Below are 19,211 nucleotides of genomic sequence, written 5' to 3'. Positions count from 1 at the left end.
GCTAGTTGATGCTCACCTTGAAGATCTTGTCCGAGCCGTCCGCCGCTCCTCCGTTGTTGTCGCAGTTGGTGGTGGAGAGCCAGAGCTGGTCGGCGCCGGGCACCTTGGTGACCGTGCGCAGGCGGCCGTAGGTGCCGACGTAGTACGCCGTCGGCGTGCCGACGTTCTCCGTGTCGCCGGTGATGGGGATGCGCCACAGCCGTTCGCCGCGCAGGGACGCCATGTAGACGACGTTGCGGACGATCGCGATGCCGCTCGGTGACGCCTCGGAGACGTTCCAGGTCGCCTTCGGGTTGGTCATCCCGGAGACGCTGCAACTGCCCTCGCAGGTCGGCCAGCCGTAGTTGGCGCCCGGTTTGATGAGGTTGAGTTCGTCCTTGGAGCTGTTGCCGAACTCCGCCTCCCACAGGCGGCCGTTGCGGTCGAAGGCGAGGCCCTGCGGGTTGCGGTGCCCGTAGCTGTAGACGTAGTTGCCGAACGGGTTGCCGGGGGCGGCCTTGCCGTCCGTCGTCATCCGCAGGATCTTGCCGTTCAACGAGGTCTTGTCCTGGGCCAGTTCGGGTGTCTGGGCCTCGCCGGTGGAGACGTACAGATAGCCGTCGGGGCCGAAGGCGAGGCGTCCTCCGTTGTGGTAGCGGTTCTTCTTGATGCCCTGGAGGAGAACCGTGTAGTCGGTGAGGGAGCTGCCGTCGTAGGTCATGCGGACGACGCGGTTGCCCTCGGAGGCCGTGTGCATGAAGTACACGTAGTGGTTGGTCGCCCACTTCGGGTCGACGGCCACGCCCAGCAGTCCGCCCTCGCCGTTCGTGGTCACGGCGTTCGGCACGGTTCCGACCTGGGTCCTCGTGCCGTCCTTGGTGACCTTCCAGACCCGGAAGTCGTCCCGCTCGGTGACCAGCGCGGTCTGCCCGTCGGGCATCCAGTATGTGCCCCACGGGATCGTCCAGCCGCTGGAGACGGTCCCGATGGACGAGGGGACCCCGCCGTCGGTGGCACAGGCCTTGGTCGTGAAGGTGACCGTGTTGCTCTGCGGCGACACATTGCCGGCCGCGTCGCGCGCCACCACGTTCAGCGTGTACGGGCTGTTGCAGGCGAGCCCGGTGAGCGTGGTCGACGTACCGGTGACGCTCTTGTAGACCGTCGTGTCGCTGCGCACGTCGTAGCCGACGACCGCCTTGTCGTCGGTCGAGGCGCCCCAGCTCAGGTCGGCGCTGGTGGCCGTGACGTTCGAGGAGGTGAGGGTGCCGGGTTTGCCGGGCGGGGTGGTGTCGGAGCTGGGCCGAGTCGTGCAGTCGACGACCGGGCCGGCCTGGGAGGCGTTGCCTGCGGCGTCGCGGGCGATGACGGTGAGGTTGTAGGTGGTGTTCGGACTCAGGCCGGTGAGCACCTTGGAGGTCGCGTCGCCGGCCGCCTCGCCGAGCTTGTTGCCGTGCTCGTAGAGGTCGTACGCGGCCACGCCGACGTTGTCCGTGGAGGCGCCCCAGGAGAGGGTGAGGGCGTCCTCGCCGATGGCCGAGCAGCTCGGCTGGCCGGGTCGCGACGGGGCCTGGGTGTCCGCCGCCGCACCGACGCCGACGCGGTCGAGGTTGGGGCCGCCGTTCGCCGTGGTGGCGGTCGCGCGGATCTTGTTGGAACCGGCGTCGAGCGTGACGTTCACACTCTTCGTCGCCCAGGTGTTCCAGTCGGTGGTGGCCGGGAAGGAGACCCCGGAGGCGACGACCGTGCCGTTGACGGACAGGTCCATCGGGCGGTCGACGCTCGTGCCGTTGGCGTAGCGCAGGGCCAGCGAGGAGGTGCCGGCCGTGGCAGCGCTCACCGTGAACTCCACGTACGAGCCGGTGATGTTGGTGTAGTCGACGAAGCCGGTGCCCGTGTAGCCGGTGTGGTTGGTGGCGACGGCGCCCTGCGAGATCGTGGCGTCCTCGGCCTGGTAGTCGGTGGCCGCCTGCGCCGCCGTGCCGGCCAGTGCGACGAGCGGCACGGCCAGGACGAGCGAGAGGCACCAGGGCAGCGCTCTGTTGAGTTTCATGGGTTCGTCCCCTCAGCCCGTGTACTGGGCGAAGACCTTGAGGTAGTCGTACGGCTGCTGCGACACGCCGCTGCAGGAGTCACCGTCGGAGCCGGAGCCACAGGCCCGGTCGCGGTTCACGGACCAGTAGGTGAGGCGCCCGATGTGGTGCTGCTGGGCGTAGGCGAGCATGGTCTTGAAGTCGGCGACGCGCACCAGTTCGCCGGAGTCGTCGGTCTTGCCGTTCATGGACGACAGGCCGATGTGCGCGTACGCCGTCGCGTCGCTGTATCCATAGGCCGACTTGACCCGTGCCTTGAGGCCCTCCATGGCCTGGGTGGTGAGCGTGCCCATGTTCGTGGTGCCGCCGCCGAAGTCGAACGGCATGACGCACCAGATGTCGTTCGCGAGGCCCGAGGCGGCGCCGCGCTTGATCATGTCGACGCCGGTGGAGTCCGGGCCGCTGGTCGTCGTGCCGAAGGTGATGATGGTCTTGAGGCCGGAGTTGTTGGCCTTCACGATCTTCAGCGCGTCGATCACGCGTTGCCGGACGGTGGCGTTGCTCCACTCGGTGTTCTCGATGTCGATGTCGATGACCTTGAGGCCGTAGGCGTTGACGACCTTCTGGTAGGCGCCCGCGAGCGCCGAGGCGCTGGAGCACTTCTCGCCGAGCTTGGCACCGCTCCAGCCGCCGATGGAGACGACGACGTCACCGCCGGCCGCGCGGATCGCGTTGATCTTCGACTGGTCGTTGCCGCCGGTCAGCGGGCGCGAGCCGTCCCACTTCGGGTTGCAGGAGCCGTCGGAGAGAACGAACGCGAGCGTGAACCACTTCACCCCGGTGGCCGACATGACCGACGTCGGGTTCTGCGGGCTGCCCCAGCCGAGGTACTCGTAGGGCGCCACCGCCATGCCGGGTGAGGCCGCGGCGGCCTTCAGGGCAGGGCTCACCGGCTTCACCCGGATCAGGCGCGTCTCCCCCGGGCGCAGGCTCGCGCTGTACGAGTCGGCGATCGTGCCCTTGTGGGAGCCCGACCACAGGTCCGTGACGTCACCGGAGCCGGTGAAGCCGACCTGCGACCAGTTCACACTCACCGTGGAGTTGCCGGACGTGCCGGTGTTGAAGAGGGCGACGACGTACCGACCGTCGCTCTCCTTCTTGCTCCAGACCTGCTTGACGCCACTGCTCACGATCCGCTTCGCGGCGACGCCGTCCTGATCGACGCCGATGAGGCGGTCGTTGGTCAGCATCGGTCTGTCGACGGAGTCGAGGTTGGTCAGGTCCGTGCCGAGCAGCAGGGGCGCGCCCGCCATCGCCCACAGGGTGAAGTGCGAGCGGCGCTGGTCGGCGGTGAGGCCCGCCTGGTCACCGTTGCCGATCTCCAGGGAGTCCAGGTCGTTCCAGCCCCCCGGGCCGGCGTACTGCTGCCAGTTGGCGGCCGAGGTGAAGCGCGCGGAGACATGCGACCAGTCGGTCAGCGGATAGCCACTGCCGTTGTCGCCGGAGCCGCAGTAGCACTCGACGTCGCCCTGGGTGCGCCAGCTGTTCGCCAGTGACTTCCAGGTGGAGGCATGGGCGATCGGCAGGTTGTTGGACAGGGCGAAGGTGATGGGCCGGCCGGTGGCCCGCAGCGCCTTGTCCCAGGCCTGGACGTCGGGGATGTCGGCGCTGCCCACCCCGTCGATCTTCAGGTAGTCGACTCCCCAGGAGGCGAACTGCTTGGCCCATGAGTTCACGAACTCCTGGGCCCCCGGCTTCCCGTAGTCGATGTAGTACATGTTCTTGCAGTTGTAGTTCTTCTCGGTCTTCGAGGTGTCCGCGATATCGGCCGCGTGGTACGAGGTCCCCTCGATCGGCGTGTTCCTGGTGACGGCGTTCTTGGCGATGCCCGGCGTCACGTAGAAGCCGAACTTCAGCCCCTTGGAGTGGATGTAGTCGGCCAGCGCCTTGATCCCGGCGGGGAATTTGGTGGTGTCGACGGTCCAGCGCCCGTAGGAGTCGACGACGAATCCGTCTCCGTCGCACTTCTGCCAGAAGTCGTCGAGGTTGATGTACACGAAGCCGTGGTCCTTGAGCCCGCTCGCGACGAGCGCGTCGGCCTGCGCCTTGATCTTCGCCTCGGTCGGCCAACGGCGCACGAAGCTCCAGCTGCTCCAGCCCATGGCGGGGCGGAGGGCCTGGCCGTTGTCCGAGTACGTGTGGACGGTGGCCGCCGAGGTGGCGTACGACGTGCCGATCCAGGCCTCGTCGATCCGCAGCCGCTTGGAGCGGGTGGTGTCGGTGGACGCGGCCCAGGTGGTGTCGACTTCGAGGCGTACGTAACGGGCGTTGGCGGCGGTCAGGTCGATCCCCTGGATGCCCCGTCGGCTCGCGAGCTGACCGGTCTTGACCGCGCTGCCCCAGGTGGACCCGTCGTTGCTGAGGAACACCTTGTAGTCCTTGATACGTGCGGACTGCTCGGTGTCGGAGCGCGCGTAGGCGACGGAGTCCTCGCGCTGGTTGAGGCCGATGTACTGGACCCTCTTCGCGCTGCCGAGGTCGAAGGTCAGGTTGACGGGCAGCGTCTTGTTGCTGTCCCAGTAGGTGAGGTAGTCACCGTCGCCCGCGGCAGCCGGGCCATGACCGCTCGCCGAGGCGCTCGCGGACATCGTGACGCCGGACGCGATGCCCTGGCGGCCGGCCGTGGTGACCTTGAAGACGGTGTCGTACGGGTCCCAGTTCGCCAGGCCGGTCAGGGTGAGCACGCCGCCCGACTGGGACCAGGAAACAGCCGCTCCCGTACGGAGGTTGGTGACGGAGGCGATGCGGTAGCCGTTGTCGCGGATGCGCAGGGTGCTGGTGCTGGGCGGGGTCAGTACGTGGATGTACTGGAGGTCGGGGTCGGTCTTGCTGACCGTGGTGACACCGTGGGCCCCGTCGTTCCAGAAGCCGGGCTTGAGGCCGCCGTACAGGTATCCGCCGCCCTCGGTGCCGTGCAGTGACTGCCAGATGGGGCCGAGATAGGAGTTGGCGAAGTTGTTGAAGGCCTCCTGATTCGTTGGGAACTTGCCGTTGACCTGCGCGGTCTCGGCCATCAGGGCCTTCACGGAGGAGCCGGCGTTGGTGATCAACCGGCCGAGGGTGAGCATCTTGTCGACGGAGGGGTTGGAGCCGTCGTACCACCACGCCCCGCTCGACGGCAGCTTGAAGTCGGCTTCGGTGAGGCGGGGCCCGGCCGTGTAGACGGCCTGGGGGTAGTCGTAGGACGGGGTCATGCCCGTCTTCTGCTCATTGCTGATCATGTCCATGATCGGCGTGTCTTCGTTGTTGTTGCTCAGCGTGTAGTTCGGGCGCTTCTGCTGGATCTGCGCGTACAGGTCGTGGCTCTCCCAGTACGCGTTGTCGTTGTCGATCCAGAAGCCGCCGAGGTCCGGATAGCGGTCCATGACCTCGAAGAAGTTGTCGTAGCTGAAGCGGCCGAAACCGTCGCGGGTGGATAGGTCGACGTCGGTGCCCTTGTAGGCGGAGTACGCGGCCGAGTCGAGCCACTCGTGGCCGCCCTCGCCGTGCCACTGGGGGTCGTCGGTCATGTAGAGGATGACCTTGAGGCCCTTCGCCTTGGCGGCGGTGATGAGTTCGCCGAGGAAGTCCCGCTTGGTGGAGCAGCTGCCGGGGATCTTCGAGGGCCAGGGGCGGGCGTAGCCGAGGCGGCTGTGGAAGGTGGCGAGGACGAGGTACTGGGTGTGCAGTTTCTGGGCCTCGTTCACCCAGTAGTCGGGTGTCCAGCCGCCGCCCGTGACGTCGTTCTCCCAGGCGGTGCAGCTGGTGTGGGCGGGGGCGGTGCGTTCGCCCCAGTGCAGGAAGAGTCCGCCGACGGAGCCGCGCAGGAAGGCCTGGCGGGGGTTCTCGAGGTCGAGCGGCTTCACACCTGTGTACGGCCGCTGCACGGCGGTGGTCGCCGTCGCCGTGCTCTTGGCTGCCGTACCGCAGTTCTCACTGGAGCCGCCGGCGGAGACCCGCAGGGCGCCGCCCGAGGTGTTGTGACTGTCCATCAGACAGTAGCCGGTGACGTTCTGGAAGCCCATGTCGTGGGGTGAGCCGCTCCCCCGCTGGGCCGTGAACCGGGTGAACCTGATCCCGTTCGCGGCGTTCGCGATGACGGCCGGGCGTCCGTCGTCGGCCGCGTACTTCACCGAGCTGTCCGTGAAGGTCACGTTGTCGGCGTTGTGGACGTACCAGCCGTAGGCGGGCCGCGTGCCGATGGCCTTCGGGTTGTAGTCGTTCGGGTCATTGCTCGGCACGGCGGTGGCCATGGTGCCGTTGCCGCCGGGGACGGTGATGTCGACGTTGGTGAAGGTGACCCCGTTGATCCGGTGGCCGCTCTCGCCCCACAGCGTCGGGCTGAAGGACGGACTCACCCCGGTCGCCGTGATGTTGTCGTACGTGACGTTGCTGATCGAGCCGATGCCGGGACTGTTGCCGCAGCGCTTTCGGGTACCGATCTTCTGCATGATCGGCGAGCGGACACCGGTCATGGTGATGTCGCGGTAGTGGACGTCGGAGATCTTCGCGCCGTCCATGGAGACCATGCCGAGCCCGGACTTGTCGGAGCCCTCGATGCGTATCTTGGCGAACTGGTAGTCGGAGAAGTCTCCGCAGGTCTCGGACCCGAACATCAGGGCGTTGCAGCACACCGCCGACAGATAGGAATCGCTCACCCGCACATGGCCGTTGGGGAGCTTGGCGCCGAGCGCGTAGTCGCTCTTGAAGACGAGGGCGTCGTCGTTGGCCTTGATGCTGGCGTTCGTGACCGTGACGTTGGTCGTGCTGATGACGTTCCAGCCGTCGCGGTCGCTCGCCGTGTCGATGGTCAGGTGGTCCGAGGTGACGTTCGTACAGCCGTTGATGAGGGCCGCGAAGTGGCCGCCGCGCCGCAGGGTCAGGCCGTCGCCGAGGCGCAGGCCGTCGCAGCGGGTCAGCGAGAGGATCTTGTCTGCCTCGCCGGACTTGGGGTTGCCGGTGATGAGGTTGCCGAGGCCGTCGATGACGCCGTCACCGACGAAGCCGATGTGTGTCAGTCGGTCGCCGTAGATCATCGCGTTGTGGAAGTGGCTGTGCCCGTAGTCCTGGTAGGCGTCGTTGGGGTTGGCCTCGGGCGGGTCGTAGGTGTCCGCGCTGGAGCCCTGGATCGTCGCGCCCTTGTCCACTTGAAGAGTGACCTCGCTCTTCATGTGGATGGTGTTCTTGGACTTGTACTGGCCGGCGGGGAAGCGGACGGTGCCGCCGCCCGCCGCGTTGGCGGCGGTGACGGCCTTGTTGATGGCGGGGGTGTCGTTGGTGGAGCCGTCGCCCTTGGCTCCGTAGTCGTGGACGTCGAAGACGGCGGCGTGGGGTTTGGCGGCGGGCGCGGTGGTGGACGTGGGTGGGGTGGCGGTTCGGGGGGCCGCGAGGGCCTCGGGGTGGGTCAGGCCGAGTACGACGGCGAAGGCGAGGAAGACGCTCGCCGCCCAACTCCGTTTTCTCATGGGGGGTTTCATGGAACGGCTCCTCATACCAGTTGGTAGCCGCGCAGGTTGGTCAGCAGCAGGTAGCAGTCCTGCAGGGACCCGGAGGTGTCGCCGAGGGACCGGTAGATGCCCCACTTGGGGCGCACCCGGTCGGCGAGGAAGGTGTCGACGCCCGACTTGGACGCGTCGATGACGGTGGTGGAGCCGTTCTTGAGGATCCAGCGGAGGGTGCCCGCGGAGCCGTTGCCGACCTTGATCTGGAAGTCGACGTCGATCCATTTGTTCTGCAGCGGCTCCAGATCGGTGCGGCCGATGAGGATGTCGTCGATCGCGAGCTTCAGCTCGATGGTCTGCACCCCGTTCACCCGGCGCAGTGACTGCACGACGATCGGCGAGGTGCCGGTGCCGGGCTGCTTCATCTGCATGATGTGGGTGAAGGTGGTGGTCGCCTTCAGCGAGCTCGGGATGTACATCGAGTACGTGACCCGCCAGGTCTGGCCCACGGCCCACTTGAGGTAGTCACTGCCGCTGCCGTTGCGCAGGCCCGTGACTTCCTGGCGCTGGCGGTCCGTCGAGGTGTCGCGGTCGACGGTGTGCATGTTGAAGCGCCAGTTGTCGCCGGTGGCGAAGATGTGCGGCTGCCCCGCGGGGTGCGAGTCGGCGCGGTCGTCCTCGATCGTCTCGAAGGCGCCGAGCTTGTCGCCGCTCGCCGACGGGGACCACTTCAGCTGCCAGGAGGCGGCGTGGGCGGCGGTGGCCGTCGCCGGGATGCCGACCGCGGCTCCGGCGGCGCCGCCGAGCGCCGCGCCGAGCAGGGTCCTTCTGGTGGTGCTCATGGCTGACTCACCTCGTCCTGAGTGGGTGGGCTGTGAGCTGTTCGTTCATGATCAGAAAGGCGCCGAGGCCGTGGAAGTCGTTCGTGGCCCGGTCGCGGGCGATGTAGTACGCGTAGTCGCCGACATTGGTGCCGATGGAGATGTCGGTGAGGTTGGTGCGGCCGTCGGAGCCGACCGACAGCCTGGAGAGGACGCCCTGGTAGCCGCGTTGCGCAACGGACGCGTAGTGCGGGTCGAGGTAGCCCTGCTGAGCACCGCGCGAGAGGGCGTAGGTGAACATGCTGGAGCAGGACGTCTCGGTCCAGTTGTCGCTGCGGGCGCCCTTGTCGATCACCTGGAACCAGCGGCCGGTGGCCGGGTCCTGGTACTTCTCCAGACCTGCGGCCAACCTTCTGAAAATGCCCACGAGTTGGGGCCGCCTGGGGTGATTGACCGGGATCGCGTCGAGCACGTTGACGATCGCCATCGCGTACCAGCCGACCGCCCGGCACCAGTGCTCCGGGGCGAGACCGGTCGCCGGGTCGGCCCAGCTCACCGTTTTCGACTCGTCGTAGGCGTGCTTCAACAGGCCGTTCGCCACCTGGAGATGGTTGCCGTAGACGTAGAGCTGCTTGGCGGCCTCGTCGTTCGCGTAGGTCGCGTCCCCGAACTCCTTGCCGTACTCGACGAGGAACGGATTCACCATGTAGACGCCGTCCGACCAGAGTTGGTGGGCCCGGCTGCTGGTGTCGGCGTGCCAGAAGCCTCCGTCGGCGGTGCGCGGGTAGGTGTTCAGACGGTTCCGGATCTTCAGGGCCGCCTTGCGGTAGCGGTCCTGGCCCGTCTCGTGGTGCAGGATCGTCAGCAGCCGGCCCGCCTGCATGCTGTCGAGGCTGTTGAAGCTCTGGCCGATCGAACCGTCGCTCGACACGAAGCGGTCGACGTAGCTCTTGATGTAGGTGAGATAGCGGGCGTCGTGCGTGCGCTGGTACGTGAGGTACTGGCCGTAGAGATACAGCCCGACCGGGTACGACCAGCCGCCGATCGTGCTCGGGGTGTAGCGGGCCATGGTCGAGTCGATCAGGGCGACGGACCAGTCCTGGGCGGCGGCGGGCCTTCCCACGGGCGCTGAGGACAAAGGTGTCGGGGGTGCGGTGGCGGCCACCGTGGTCAGGCCGGCGGTGGTGAGCACGCCCGCCATCAGCGCTGCCCGCAGTCGTCGTCTCATGTTCCTCCCTCTCGGTAGGCGTAGGCGGAGTTCCTGAGCGGGGCCTCGTCGACGAGCGCGCGGACGAGGTGGTGGTCGGGTGCGTGGCGGCAGGCCGGGTCGGTGCGGGAGGCGTCGCCGGTGAGCGCGAACGCCTGGCAGCGGCAGCCGCCGAAGTCGGTCGTGCGCAGGGCGCAGCCGCGGCAGGGGTCCGGCATCCAGGCCTCGCCCCGGTAGGCGTTGAAGGCCTTCGACTCACGCCAGATCCAGTCGAGGCGGTGTGCGCGCACGTTCGGCGCGTCGAGTGTCGGGAGTGTCGCGGCGGAGGGGCACGGGAGCGCGGTGCCGTCCGGGGCTACGGTGAGGGAGACGGCGCCCCAGCCGCCCATGCAGGGTTTCGCGGTGGCGTCGAGAAGGTCGGGGGCGACCCAGACCAACTCCAGGGAACCGGTGAGTTGTTCGCGTCGGCGGCGCACGGTGACGCGGGCCCGTTCGACCTGGTCCCGGGTCGGCAGCAGGGCGGTGCGGTTGCGGGCGGCCCAGCCGTAGTACTGCGTGTGGGCGAGCTCGATCCGGTCGGCGCCCCAGGCGAGGGCGAGCGTGATCAGGTCGTCGACGGCGTCGATGTTGGCCCGGTGCAGCACGACGTTCAGACCGAGCGGCAGCCCTGTCGCCCGCACCAGCCGTGCGGCGCGCTCCTTGGCGGTGAACGCGCGGGCTCCCGCGATGAGTTCGGCATCCTGGGGATCGGTGTGCTGCACGGAGAGCTGGACGCTGCGCAGTCCCGCGTCCAGCAGCTCCGCGAGCCTTCGCTCGTGCAGGCCCACACCGCTGGTGACGAGCTGGGTGTAGAGGCCCGCGGTGTCGGCGGCGACGACGATCCGGGTGAGATCGCGCCTGAGGAGGGGTTCGCCGCCGGACAGGTGGGTCTGGACAACGCCCAGGTCAGCGGCTTGACGAAAGACGTCGGTCCAATGTTCGGCGGTCAGCTCTCTTGACCGACTGATCAGTTCGACGGGGTTGGAGCAATACGCGCAGCGCAGCGGGCAGCCGTGGGTGAGTTCGGCCAGCAGGGCCCAGGGGGGATCGACGGTCGCGGTCATCGCAGCCAGCCCTCCTCGTGCAACGCCGAGAGGAATCGGGGTACTTCGTCGGCGACCGGCGCGCCGGGGAAGCGTTCGGCGAGCGCGGTGACGATCTCGGGCACCTCGCGCCTGCCGTCGCAGAGCCGAACGACACTCCCGGCGTGGCCGCGCAGGACGACCACGCGTTCGGGCATGAGCAGTAAGTCGGTGTCGCGGACGGGATCATGACGGAGCATCACGGAGCGGGCGAGAACGGGACGCCAGGTCACAGCGGGCCCCCTGCGGGGCCAGGCACCACCGGGGTGTCCGTCTGCACGGGTGCACCGAGGTGGCGGGCCGGGGCCTTCGTCGGCATCGACGCACTCGTGGTCCCTGCCTGCGCCGCCACGTCCGAAGCCCCGGAAGCCACGTCGCCGCCGACGACGTCCCGCGCGGCGCGGGGACGCCGCTGCGCGGGCCCGCGCGCACGCGGACTCGCCACCGAATCCGACAGACCCGGCGGGACGAATCCGGGCGAGACCTCCCCTGACGCTGACTCAGACACGAGGGGCGATGCATCTCCCGGCGCATGCTCAGACCCAAGAGGCGAGGCATTCCCCAGCGCATGCTCAGACACAAGGGGCTTGGACTCTCCGGGCACACCCTCAGACACCAAGGGCAACACATCCCCTGGTACGCGCTCGACCCCGAAGCCCGAGGCATCCCCCGGCACACCCCCGGACACGAAGAGCGAGGCATCTCCCGACGCATGCTCAGACACAAGAGGCGAGGCACCTCTAGGCACACCCTCAGACACCAAGGACAAGCCATCCCCCGGTACACACTCGACCCCGAAGCCCGAGGCATCCCCCGGCACACCCCCGGACACGAAGAGCGAGGCATCTCCCGACGCACCCTCGGGCACGGACGGCAAGGCATCTCCCGGCACACGCCCAGACGCGAGGGCCGAGGCATCCCCCGACGCGCCCTCGGACACGACGGGCAAGGCATCCCCCGCCGCCCCGCCCGAGGCACCCGGCAGTTGATCCGAACCTCTCCCCGGCCCACCCCGATGGCCGCGACCCGGTGTGCGCGGCAGGCCCGGTGCGGCGGCTGGGTCGCCCCGACCGGTACCCGCCGGCACCCCGTCCGACGTACCCGTCGGCACGGAGTCGCTCGCCCGGTCCACCGCGTCCAGGAGCGCCCACAGCACCTCGCACTTGAACGTCAGCGCCGCCACGGCCCGTTCCTGCTGTTCACGGGTGCGGGCCCAGCCCTGGACCAGGGCGAGCGCCTCCTCGCTGTCACGGCTGCCCTGCCCGACGCGGGTACGGAAATACGCGAGCCCCGCTGCCTCGATCCAGGGGTAGTACCGCTCGAACGCGGCGATCCGCGTGCGCATCAGCCCCGGTGCGGACAGCTCCGTGAGGGAGGCGGCGACCGCGTCGAGCGCGGGGCGCAGGCGGCAGAAATTGACGTAGCCCTCGACCGCGAGCCGGACGCCGGGCAGCACCCGGGCGGTGTCCCACAGCGCCGACCGTTCGAGGCCGGCGGCCTCGCCCAGCCGCAGCCAGCGTTCGATGCCGCCCTGTCCGACGGCGGTGCCGTCGTGGTCCTGGATCCTGCGGACCCACACCCGCCGCAGTGTGGGATCGTCGAACTTGGCCAGGATCAGGGCGTCCTTGACGGGGATGTGGCGTTGGTAGTGGAAGCGGTTGATGATCCAGCGGCGCAGCTCGGCCGGGGTCAACTCGCCCTCGTGCATACGGACGTTGAAGGGATGACGGTCGTGGTAGCGGTCCTCGGCGACGGCACGCAGCCGCTCGGTGAACTCGACGGTTCCCCAAGGGGCCGCGGCACCGTCGTCGCACACCGGTGTCGCGGTCATGGTTCGACAACCGTGGGGCTAGGCCGTGCGCGCCAGGTGCGGCCCGGCGGTCGCCGCTTCGGCAACCGGGCCCAGGCGGTCACCGAGGGCGTACGCGGTGACCTCCAGGGCGGTCTCGACGACCAGATACCCGGGGGTCTCCCAGACCCTTTCCTCCGATGTTTCCCGAACAACCTGCTCCGCGCGGCGGCCTTCGAGGACGTTCTTGTTCATGTGCGCGTACCTGCTTTCCTGATGGGTGGGGGGTGTAGAGCCCAGACAGGTGCTGGTGTTCACATGCATGCACCGGGTTCATGAACCCGTTCAGTGACGCCCTACAGAGTGGTCGGATGACGGAACTCGGTCAATGGTCCGGACCGATAAGGTCGGATCCATTTCCGGCCAATCTCCGGCCCTCGCCAGGAATCCACAGCGAATCCGCCGGTCAGGAATGCATAGCGGCCGGTGATCGTTGACCATGGGAGTACCACCCGACGACTTAAGGATCGAGAGCTCGTGAGCAAGGTCCCCCCGATCATCCTGAACAACGGCGTCGAGATGCCGCAGCTGGGCTTCGGTGTCTGGCAGGTCCCGGACGACGAGGCGGAGCAGGCCGTCGCCACGGCGCTGGAGTCCGGATACCGCAGCATCGACACCGCGGCGATCTACGGCAACGAGGAGGGCACGGGCAAGGCCATCGCCACCTCGGGCATCCCCCGTGAGGAACTCTTCGTCACCACCAAGCTCTGGAACAGCGACCAGGGGTACGACTCGACGCTCCGCGCGTTCGACACCTCCCTGGAGAAGCTCGGCCTGGACTACCTCGACCTGTATCTGATCCACTGGCCGCTGCCGACCCGGGGCAAGTACATCGACACGTACAAGGCCTTCGAGAAGCTCTACACGGACGGCCGGATCAAGGCCATCGGTGTCTCCAACTTCTACCCGGAGTACCTGGAGCAGCTGATCGAGGCGACGTCCGTCATCCCGGCCGTCAACCAGATCGAGCTGCACCCACACCTCCAGCAGCACGCGGTCCGCGACTACCACGCGCAGCAGGGCATCGCCACCGAGGCCTGGTCCCCGCTCGGCTCGGGCAAGGGCCTGCTGGAGATCCCGGCGATCGTCGCCATCGCCCAGAAGCACAACCGCACTCCGGCCCAGATCGTGCTGCGCTGGCACATCCAGCTGGGCAACGTCGTGATCCCCAAGTCCGTGACCCCGTCCCGGATCAAGGAGAACATCGACGTCTTCGACTTCTCGCTCGACACCGAGGACATCGCGGCGATCAGCGCGCTGAACGAGGACCGTCGCCTGGGTCCCGACCCGGCGACGTTCGACATGGGCTGAGCCCGGGCCCCATGGGCTGAGCTGCCCCGACCACGCCGTCGGCCCGGACACGCACCGCGTGTCCGGGCCGACGGCGTGGTCCCCCGCACGCGTCGACGCGCATCCACACCCTCCACGGCGGTTTCGACCCCTGGACCGGACCAACTCCGCCGGAGGGCTTGACGCGGTCATGCAAGAAGGCCACCTTGTACGGCAACCCGGTAAGGAAACTTTCCTAACAGAAGGGTCCCCCACAGTGCGCTCTCGAACACTGACCCTCGCGGCCGTCGCCGGTGCCGCGCTCCTCGCCACCGCGGCACTCCCGGCCAGCGCGTCGGGCTCCGTCTCCCCCCGTTCCGCCCAGGAGGGCTCGGTCAGCGCGGCCGACCTGCTCGCCAAGGTGACGTCCTGCTCGCAGATTTCGAACGGCAAGTACAAGACCGACGACGAGACCTCGGCCACCATCCCCGTGTGCGGCAAGAACGGCGCGGTGTTCTGGAAGGCCGACATGGACATCGACTGCGACGGTCAGGTCACCGGCAAGTGCAACGGCGACGCCGACCCCTGGTTCCAGGACGACACGGCGTTCCACCAGTCCGACGGGAAGCCGCTGCGCGCCGAGTCACTGCCGTATGTGGTCGTGCCCAGCACCAGCAGCATCTGGAAGTACACGAGTTACGGCATCAAGGGCGGCGGTGTCGTCGCCGTGATCTACAACAACAAGGTCGAGTACGCGGTGGTCGGCGACACCGGGCCCACGAAGATCATCGGCGAGGCGTCGTACGCCACGGCGAAGGCCCTCGGCATCGACCCCGACCCTGCCACGGGCGGGGCCGACTCCGGCGTGACCTACATCCTGTTCAAGAACTCCCAGGTGTCGCCGATCGAGAGTCACAGTGCGGCGGTGTCGCTCGGGGACTCGTTGGCGAAGCAGTTCCTGCAGAACAACTGAGGCGCCCGTAGGTCCGACGTCAGTTGGGCTGGCCGATCGGACGTACCACCACGGTGTTCACATCGACGCCCGCCGGCTGTCCGATCGCCCAGACGATCGACTCGGCGAGCTGGTCCGCCGTCAGCAGATGACCGGGTGGCAGACTCCCGTAGCTGTCCCAGAACGGGGTCTCCACCCGGCCCGGCGAGATCAGGGTCACGCCGACACCGAACTCGGTCACCTCGCGGCGGGCGTTCTCGGCGAGCCCGGTCACGGCCCACTTGGTGGCCCCGTAGATGTTGCCGGGGCCGTGGACGTGGCCCGCCACACTCCCGACCAGCACGATCCGGCCCCGCGTCTCCTTCAGGGCGTCGATGGAGGCCCTGATCAGCAGCGCGGGACCCAGCACATTGGTCAGCACCATCTCGGACCAGCCCGCCGGATCACCTCCGGCGACGGTGTCGTGCGTGGCGAAACCCGCGTTGGCGACGACGGTGTCGAGTCGCCCGAACTCCTTGAGCGTCAGCTCGACCGCGGCGCGCACCTGGTCGTACTCGGCCGCGTTCCCGACGACCGTCAACAGGCCCTCCGGGTTCCCGAGTTCCTCGGCAAAGGCACGCAGCCGCTCCGCACCGCGGCCGGTGACCGTGACCCGGTGGCCGGCGTCGAGCAGTCGCCGCGCGGCCGCGGCGCCGATGCCGCTTCCGCCACCGGTGATGAGTGCGACAGGTGAGTCGGTCATGGATACCCCCGTATGTGTGCGACAACGAGCGGGAGTACATCACTTGAAGTGCCCTCGAAGTCAAGGCCGGCACCGCCGACCTCCCTCAACACGTCCGCCGGTAGGGCACGTCGGGCAGATACCTGCGCCACTCGGCCCGAGTCGCCCCGCCCCCCGCCCGGGCGCACACATCGGCCGCCGCACGGTCCGGCGTCAACTGTGCCGAGCGCAGCGGCAGATGAGCTGTCGCGATGTGCAACTCCCCCGCACCCGGGGTGAATCCGATCGCGAGGACGGGTCCGTCACCGGTCGGCAGGGTCGCTCCCGCCAGCCGCGGGGACGCCGTCTCCCACACTCGGACCGAGCCGTCGTCCCGGCTCGCGGCCAGCAGCGAGCCGTCGGCCGAGAAGGCCAGGGCGGGCCGCTCGACGGTGGAGTCGGCGACTGCCAGGACGGCGATCCGGTGCTGGCCGCCCGCGTCCCACAGAGTGAGGCGCCCTTGGGTGTCGGCGGCGGCCAAGTAGCGTCCGTCCGGGCTGAAGACCGCGGTCGGCAGGAGGTCCTCGCCCTGGAGTCCCTGCCTGCGACGGCCCGTCGCGACGTCGATCAGAACTCCCTCGGCGGTCACGACCGTACGCCCGGCCGGGTCGATCGCGGCGGGGCCTTCGCTCCGACTTCCGACGACGTGGGAGACGGGATGCGCGCCCTGGCGGGTGACGAGGATCCCGTCGCGGGTGCTGACGGCGGTGTGCACCGTGCCGTCCGCGGCGACGGCACGCACCGCGGGCCGCACCGCGGGTTCGGTCGGCTTCCCGTCGGCGTCGAACGCGGCGTCCGTCCGTGCCTTCCTCCGCCACGCCGGGCTGATGAGCCCGTGCAGCGAGAGGGTGCGTACGACTCCCGCCTGGGAGCCTTCGCGGTAGCGCAACACACCCTCGCGCGGGTCGAGCCGGAAGTCGGTGACGGCGGTCGTCTCGACGGGGAACGTGATGAGCGGTCGGCGCGGCCCGCCGTCCGCCGGGGCCGGGCCGTCCGTACGCCACAGGGCCAGGCCGGACGAACCCCGGCTGAGGACGTAGGCGCCCGTGGGGTCGAACTCCACCGAGTTGACGCCCTCGCCGGGCATCGGCAGCAGGGGACGCCCCCGGTCGGCATGGAAATCCCAGGTGACGACGCCGTCCGCGGTTCCCGCGGCCAACGCGCGGTTGTCGAGGGTGAAGGTCAACTCGTCCGACCGGCACAGCAGCCGCTGCGTCCGCGCGGGCGGATCGGTCAGGACCCGGCGCCGCTCGACGACGTCCCAGACGCGCAGTTGTTCACCGTCGTGGGTGCACCAGGCCAGGAACCGGTCGTTCGAGCTCAGTACCGGCAGCGGTCCGTCCGGATCGCCCCCTGGATACCGGAAGACGACCCGCTCCCGTCGTACGTCCCACACCTCGACCGTGGCCCGCTCGTCTCCGGCCCCCCGCCGCTCGCGCCGTACGACGAAGGTGCGTCCGCTCGGCCCGAACGCCCCGTGGGTGTCCGTCCAGGGTCCCGGCGCGACGCGGTGGCTCTCGCCATCGGCCACGTTCCTGACCGTCACGCCGTCACGGCCGCGGTACGCGACCCAGCGCGCGTCGTCGCTGACGTCGGTGATCCCCTCCGAAAGGCCGGGCAGCGCGACCTCACGCAGTTGCCGCTGACGGCGTACGTCCCACTGAACGGCCTTGTCCCGTACGACCGTTGTGTAGATCCGGCCGTCCGCGCTGAGCCAGTGCGGCGCGTTGAGGGAGCGGACCTGTGCGGGTGGGGTGAAGGCGGCCTGGTCGCTCTGGGCGGCGGCCGTCCGGACCGCCTCGCGGGTCTCGGGCAGGTCCGCGGTGCGCCAGGCCGCGAGCGCGAGGCGCATAGCCGTGCGCGGATCCGTCGGCCGGAGCGTGTCCGCGAAGGCGGCTACCCGACGGGCCTGCGCCTCGTCCCCTTGCCGTGCGCTGAGCCCGCTCTGTCGCCAGGCGGTCGCAGCCGCGACGACGGCGAGACAGAGCAGCACGGCGAGGGCCACGGTCAGACTCCGCAGACGCCGGGCCGCGCGGGCGGCGGCACGACGACCCGACTCGTACGCCGTCACGCTCGCGGCCAGGAAGTCCCGTTCCAGCGGACTCAACTCGCCTTCTTCAGAGCCGAATTCCTCCCGCGCCGCCGTCAGGCGCACTCCCCGGTAGAGGGCTCCGGCGTCCCGGTCCAGCTGCTGCCAGGTGCGCGCCGCCTCGGTGAGCCTGCGATGCAGCCGCAGCCGTTCGCGGTCCTCGTCCACCCAGCCGCGCAGCCGGGGCCAGGCACTGATCAGGGCCTCGTGCGCGAGGTCGACGGTGTCGCCGTCGACCGTCAACAGGCGTGCCCTCACCAGCTGTTCGAGCACCCGCGCCGTGGTGCCGGCCTCCCCGAGTTCGTCGCGAAGGACGGGCCGCCGGGTGTCCTCGGCCCCGTCACCGGGATTCACCAGGCGCAGCAACAGCGCCCGTACCGCGGCCGCCTCGACGGGGGTGCAGCGCGCGTACACCTCTTCCGCGGTGTGCGCGACGGCGCCCTGGACGCCGCCGATCGCCTCGTACGCGGCCAGCGAGAGGGTACGGGCGCTGCGGCGCCGCCAGATCTCGCGCAGCGCGTGGGCCATCAGGGGCAGACCGCCCGGCTCGTCGGCCACGTCCGCCACGATGCGCGCGGTGAGGGCGCGTTCGACGACGACCCGTCGCGCGGCGGCCGGGCGGACGACCGCCTCGCGCAGCCGCTGCGGGGTCATCGGCCCGACGAGCAGGGTGGAGTCCCGCAGCGCCTCGGCGAGCGGGCCGTGTTCGGCGCACCGTCCGTAGAAGTCGGCGCGGACCCCGATGATCACGCGCAGTCCGCTGTCCGGGTCCAGCGCCGTGAGCAACCGCTCGATGAACAGGGACCGTTCGCCGGGATCGGCGCAGAGCGCGAAGAGCTCCTCGAACTGGTCGATGACGAGCAGGGTGTCGCCGGGCGCGTCGTGCGGGACGAACAGTGCGCCGAGGGTGCGGGCCGGGTGGGCACCGGGGGTGAGGATGCGGATGGCGGCGGGGGCCGGAGCGTGCTCGGCGGACAGCGGGGAGGGGACGGCGGACGGAGTGGGCTCGGTGGCCGTGGTCCCGAATCCGGTCACGGGGGACCTGCGTCGTCCGGGGAGCGACGCGCGCGTCCGCGCCGCGGCGGCCGGCTCCGCTTCCCTCGTACCGGCCGATGCGCGCAGCGCCGGTATCAGCCCCGCCCGTAAGAGGGACGACTTGCCGCTGCCCGAGGCGCCGACGACGGCCGACACCCGCCTGCGGGCGACCAGTCGCAGCAGTTCGGCGATCACGTCGTCGCGGCCGTGGAAGCGGTCCCGGTCGGCGGGCTCGAAGCGGGCGAGTCCCGGGTACGGGCCCTCGGCGTCGTCCGGTGCGGGCGTGCCCGCCTCGTCCGCGAGCGCCGCGCGCCAGCGACGCTCCCACACGGAGGTGTCCCCGCCGCACGCGCTGACGTACGCCAGGAGCACCGGCAGTGTGGGCAGTCTCTCGCCCGCCGCCGCGGCGGACAGTGTGGGCCCCGAGTAGCCCGCCCGACGGGCCATCGCGCGGTAGGTCGGGGCGCCCGCCTCGTCGCGGAGCCCCCGCAGCTCGAAGGCGAACCGCGCCGCAGCGCCCTGCGCCGGATCCAACGGCTTCTCTCGGCGTCCCACCGGTGTCTCCCCCCGTCCGCGGCGACCCGATCCGTCGGTACCGCTTCCCACCTGCATTGATAGG

General features: G+C 69.5%; 10 protein-coding genes and 2 pseudogenes. 2 read left to right on the top strand and 10 right to left on the bottom strand.

What is annotated here, in order from left to right; translation table 11 throughout:
• Position 1: 1 nt before the first annotated feature.
• From ACZ7M3_RS46090 to pqqA, 8 genes and pseudogenes are all read right to left on the bottom strand, one after another.
• A complete protein-coding gene (locus ACZ7M3_RS46090; RefSeq protein WP_472071903.1) occupies positions 2–2,029 on the bottom strand; it encodes a PQQ-dependent sugar dehydrogenase in 2,028 nt (675 codons plus the stop codon).
• A gap of 12 nt (positions 2,030–2,041) precedes the next feature.
• Complete coding sequence (locus tag ACZ7M3_RS46085; protein WP_472071901.1) at positions 2,042–7,525, bottom strand: glycosyl hydrolase family 28 protein; 5,484 nt, start codon at positions 7,523–7,525, stop codon at positions 2,042–2,044.
• Between the two features lie 11 nt (positions 7,526–7,536).
• Positions 7,537–8,331 carry a Tat pathway signal sequence domain protein gene (locus ACZ7M3_RS46080; protein WP_472071899.1) on the bottom strand — a complete coding sequence of 265 codons (795 nt, stop codon included), beginning with the start codon at positions 8,329–8,331 and terminating at the stop codon, positions 7,537–7,539.
• A gap of 7 nt (positions 8,332–8,338) precedes the next feature.
• Complete coding sequence (locus ACZ7M3_RS46075) at positions 8,339–9,538, bottom strand: glycoside hydrolase family 88/105 protein (protein WP_472071897.1); 1,200 nt, start codon at positions 9,536–9,538, stop codon at positions 8,339–8,341.
• Positions 9,535–10,620: a pyrroloquinoline quinone biosynthesis protein PqqE gene (gene pqqE, locus ACZ7M3_RS46070; protein ID WP_472071895.1), complete on the bottom strand. Its 1,086-nt coding sequence runs from the start codon at positions 10,618–10,620 to the stop codon at positions 9,535–9,537. The genes ACZ7M3_RS46075 and pqqE overlap by 4 nt, the downstream gene beginning before the upstream one ends.
• Positions 10,617–10,871 (bottom strand): pyrroloquinoline quinone biosynthesis peptide chaperone PqqD, encoded by a 255-nt coding sequence (pqqD, locus tag ACZ7M3_RS46065; RefSeq protein ID WP_472071893.1) that lies wholly within the window; start codon positions 10,869–10,871, stop codon positions 10,617–10,619. Before pqqD ends, pqqE begins: the two co-directional genes overlap by 4 nt.
• An 887-nt stretch (positions 10,872–11,758) precedes the next feature.
• A pseudogene (gene pqqC / locus ACZ7M3_RS46060) lies at positions 11,759–12,469 on the bottom strand (pyrroloquinoline-quinone synthase PqqC); the annotation flags it as partial.
• Between the two features lie 75 nt (positions 12,470–12,544).
• Positions 12,545–12,637 (bottom strand): annotated as a pseudogene (gene pqqA / locus ACZ7M3_RS46055) (pyrroloquinoline quinone precursor peptide PqqA); the annotation flags it as partial.
• 369 nt (positions 12,638–13,006) lie between these two features.
• On the opposite strand from pqqA, the gene ACZ7M3_RS46050 reads away from it, so the two are divergent.
• Positions 13,007–13,798: an aldo/keto reductase gene (locus tag ACZ7M3_RS46050; RefSeq protein WP_472071957.1), complete on the top strand. Its 792-nt coding sequence runs from the start codon at positions 13,007–13,009 to the stop codon at positions 13,796–13,798.
• Between the two features lie 235 nt (positions 13,799–14,033).
• A complete protein-coding gene (locus tag ACZ7M3_RS46045) occupies positions 14,034–14,729 on the top strand; it encodes a glycoside hydrolase family 75 protein (protein ID WP_472071891.1) in 696 nt (231 codons plus the stop codon).
• Positions 14,730–14,748: 19 nt separating this feature from the next.
• Here the strand turns inward: ACZ7M3_RS46045 and ACZ7M3_RS46040 are convergent, their stop codons facing one another.
• Complete coding sequence (locus ACZ7M3_RS46040) at positions 14,749–15,450, bottom strand: SDR family oxidoreductase (RefSeq protein WP_452965123.1); 702 nt, start codon at positions 15,448–15,450, stop codon at positions 14,749–14,751.
• Positions 15,451–15,535: 85 nt separating this feature from the next.
• The gene (locus tag ACZ7M3_RS46035) at positions 15,536–19,147 is read right to left on the bottom strand and encodes an nSTAND1 domain-containing NTPase (protein ID WP_472071889.1); all 3,612 of its coding nucleotides are present in this window, start codon (positions 19,145–19,147) and stop codon (positions 15,536–15,538) included.
• Between the last annotated feature and the right edge of the window lie 64 nt (positions 19,148–19,211).

This window comes from Streptomyces sp. NPDC111656, from assembly GCF_055656965.1.
Note: the sequence above shows the minus strand (reverse complement) of the source record. Positions and strands in the feature narration are given on the sequence as shown.

Coding starts and splice junctions, on each gene's coding strand:
- ACZ7M3_RS46090 (WP_472071903.1), bottom strand. CDS start 2,029: ATGAAACTCAACAGAGCGCTGCCCTGGTGCCTCTCGCTCGTCCTGGCC.
- ACZ7M3_RS46040 (WP_452965123.1), bottom strand. CDS start 15,450: ATGACCGACTCACCTGTCGCACTCATCACCGGTGGCGGAAGCGGCATC.
- pqqE (WP_472071895.1), bottom strand. CDS start 10,620: ATGACCGCGACCGTCGATCCCCCCTGGGCCCTGCTGGCCGAACTCACC.
- ACZ7M3_RS46080 (WP_472071899.1), bottom strand. CDS start 8,331: ATGAGCACCACCAGAAGGACCCTGCTCGGCGCGGCGCTCGGCGGCGCC.
- ACZ7M3_RS46075 (WP_472071897.1), bottom strand. CDS start 9,538: ATGAGACGACGACTGCGGGCAGCGCTGATGGCGGGCGTGCTCACCACC.
- ACZ7M3_RS46050 (WP_472071957.1), top strand. CDS start 13,007: ATGCCGCAGCTGGGCTTCGGTGTCTGGCAGGTCCCGGACGACGAGGCG.
- ACZ7M3_RS46085 (WP_472071901.1), bottom strand. CDS start 7,525: ATGAAACCCCCCATGAGAAAACGGAGTTGGGCGGCGAGCGTCTTCCTC.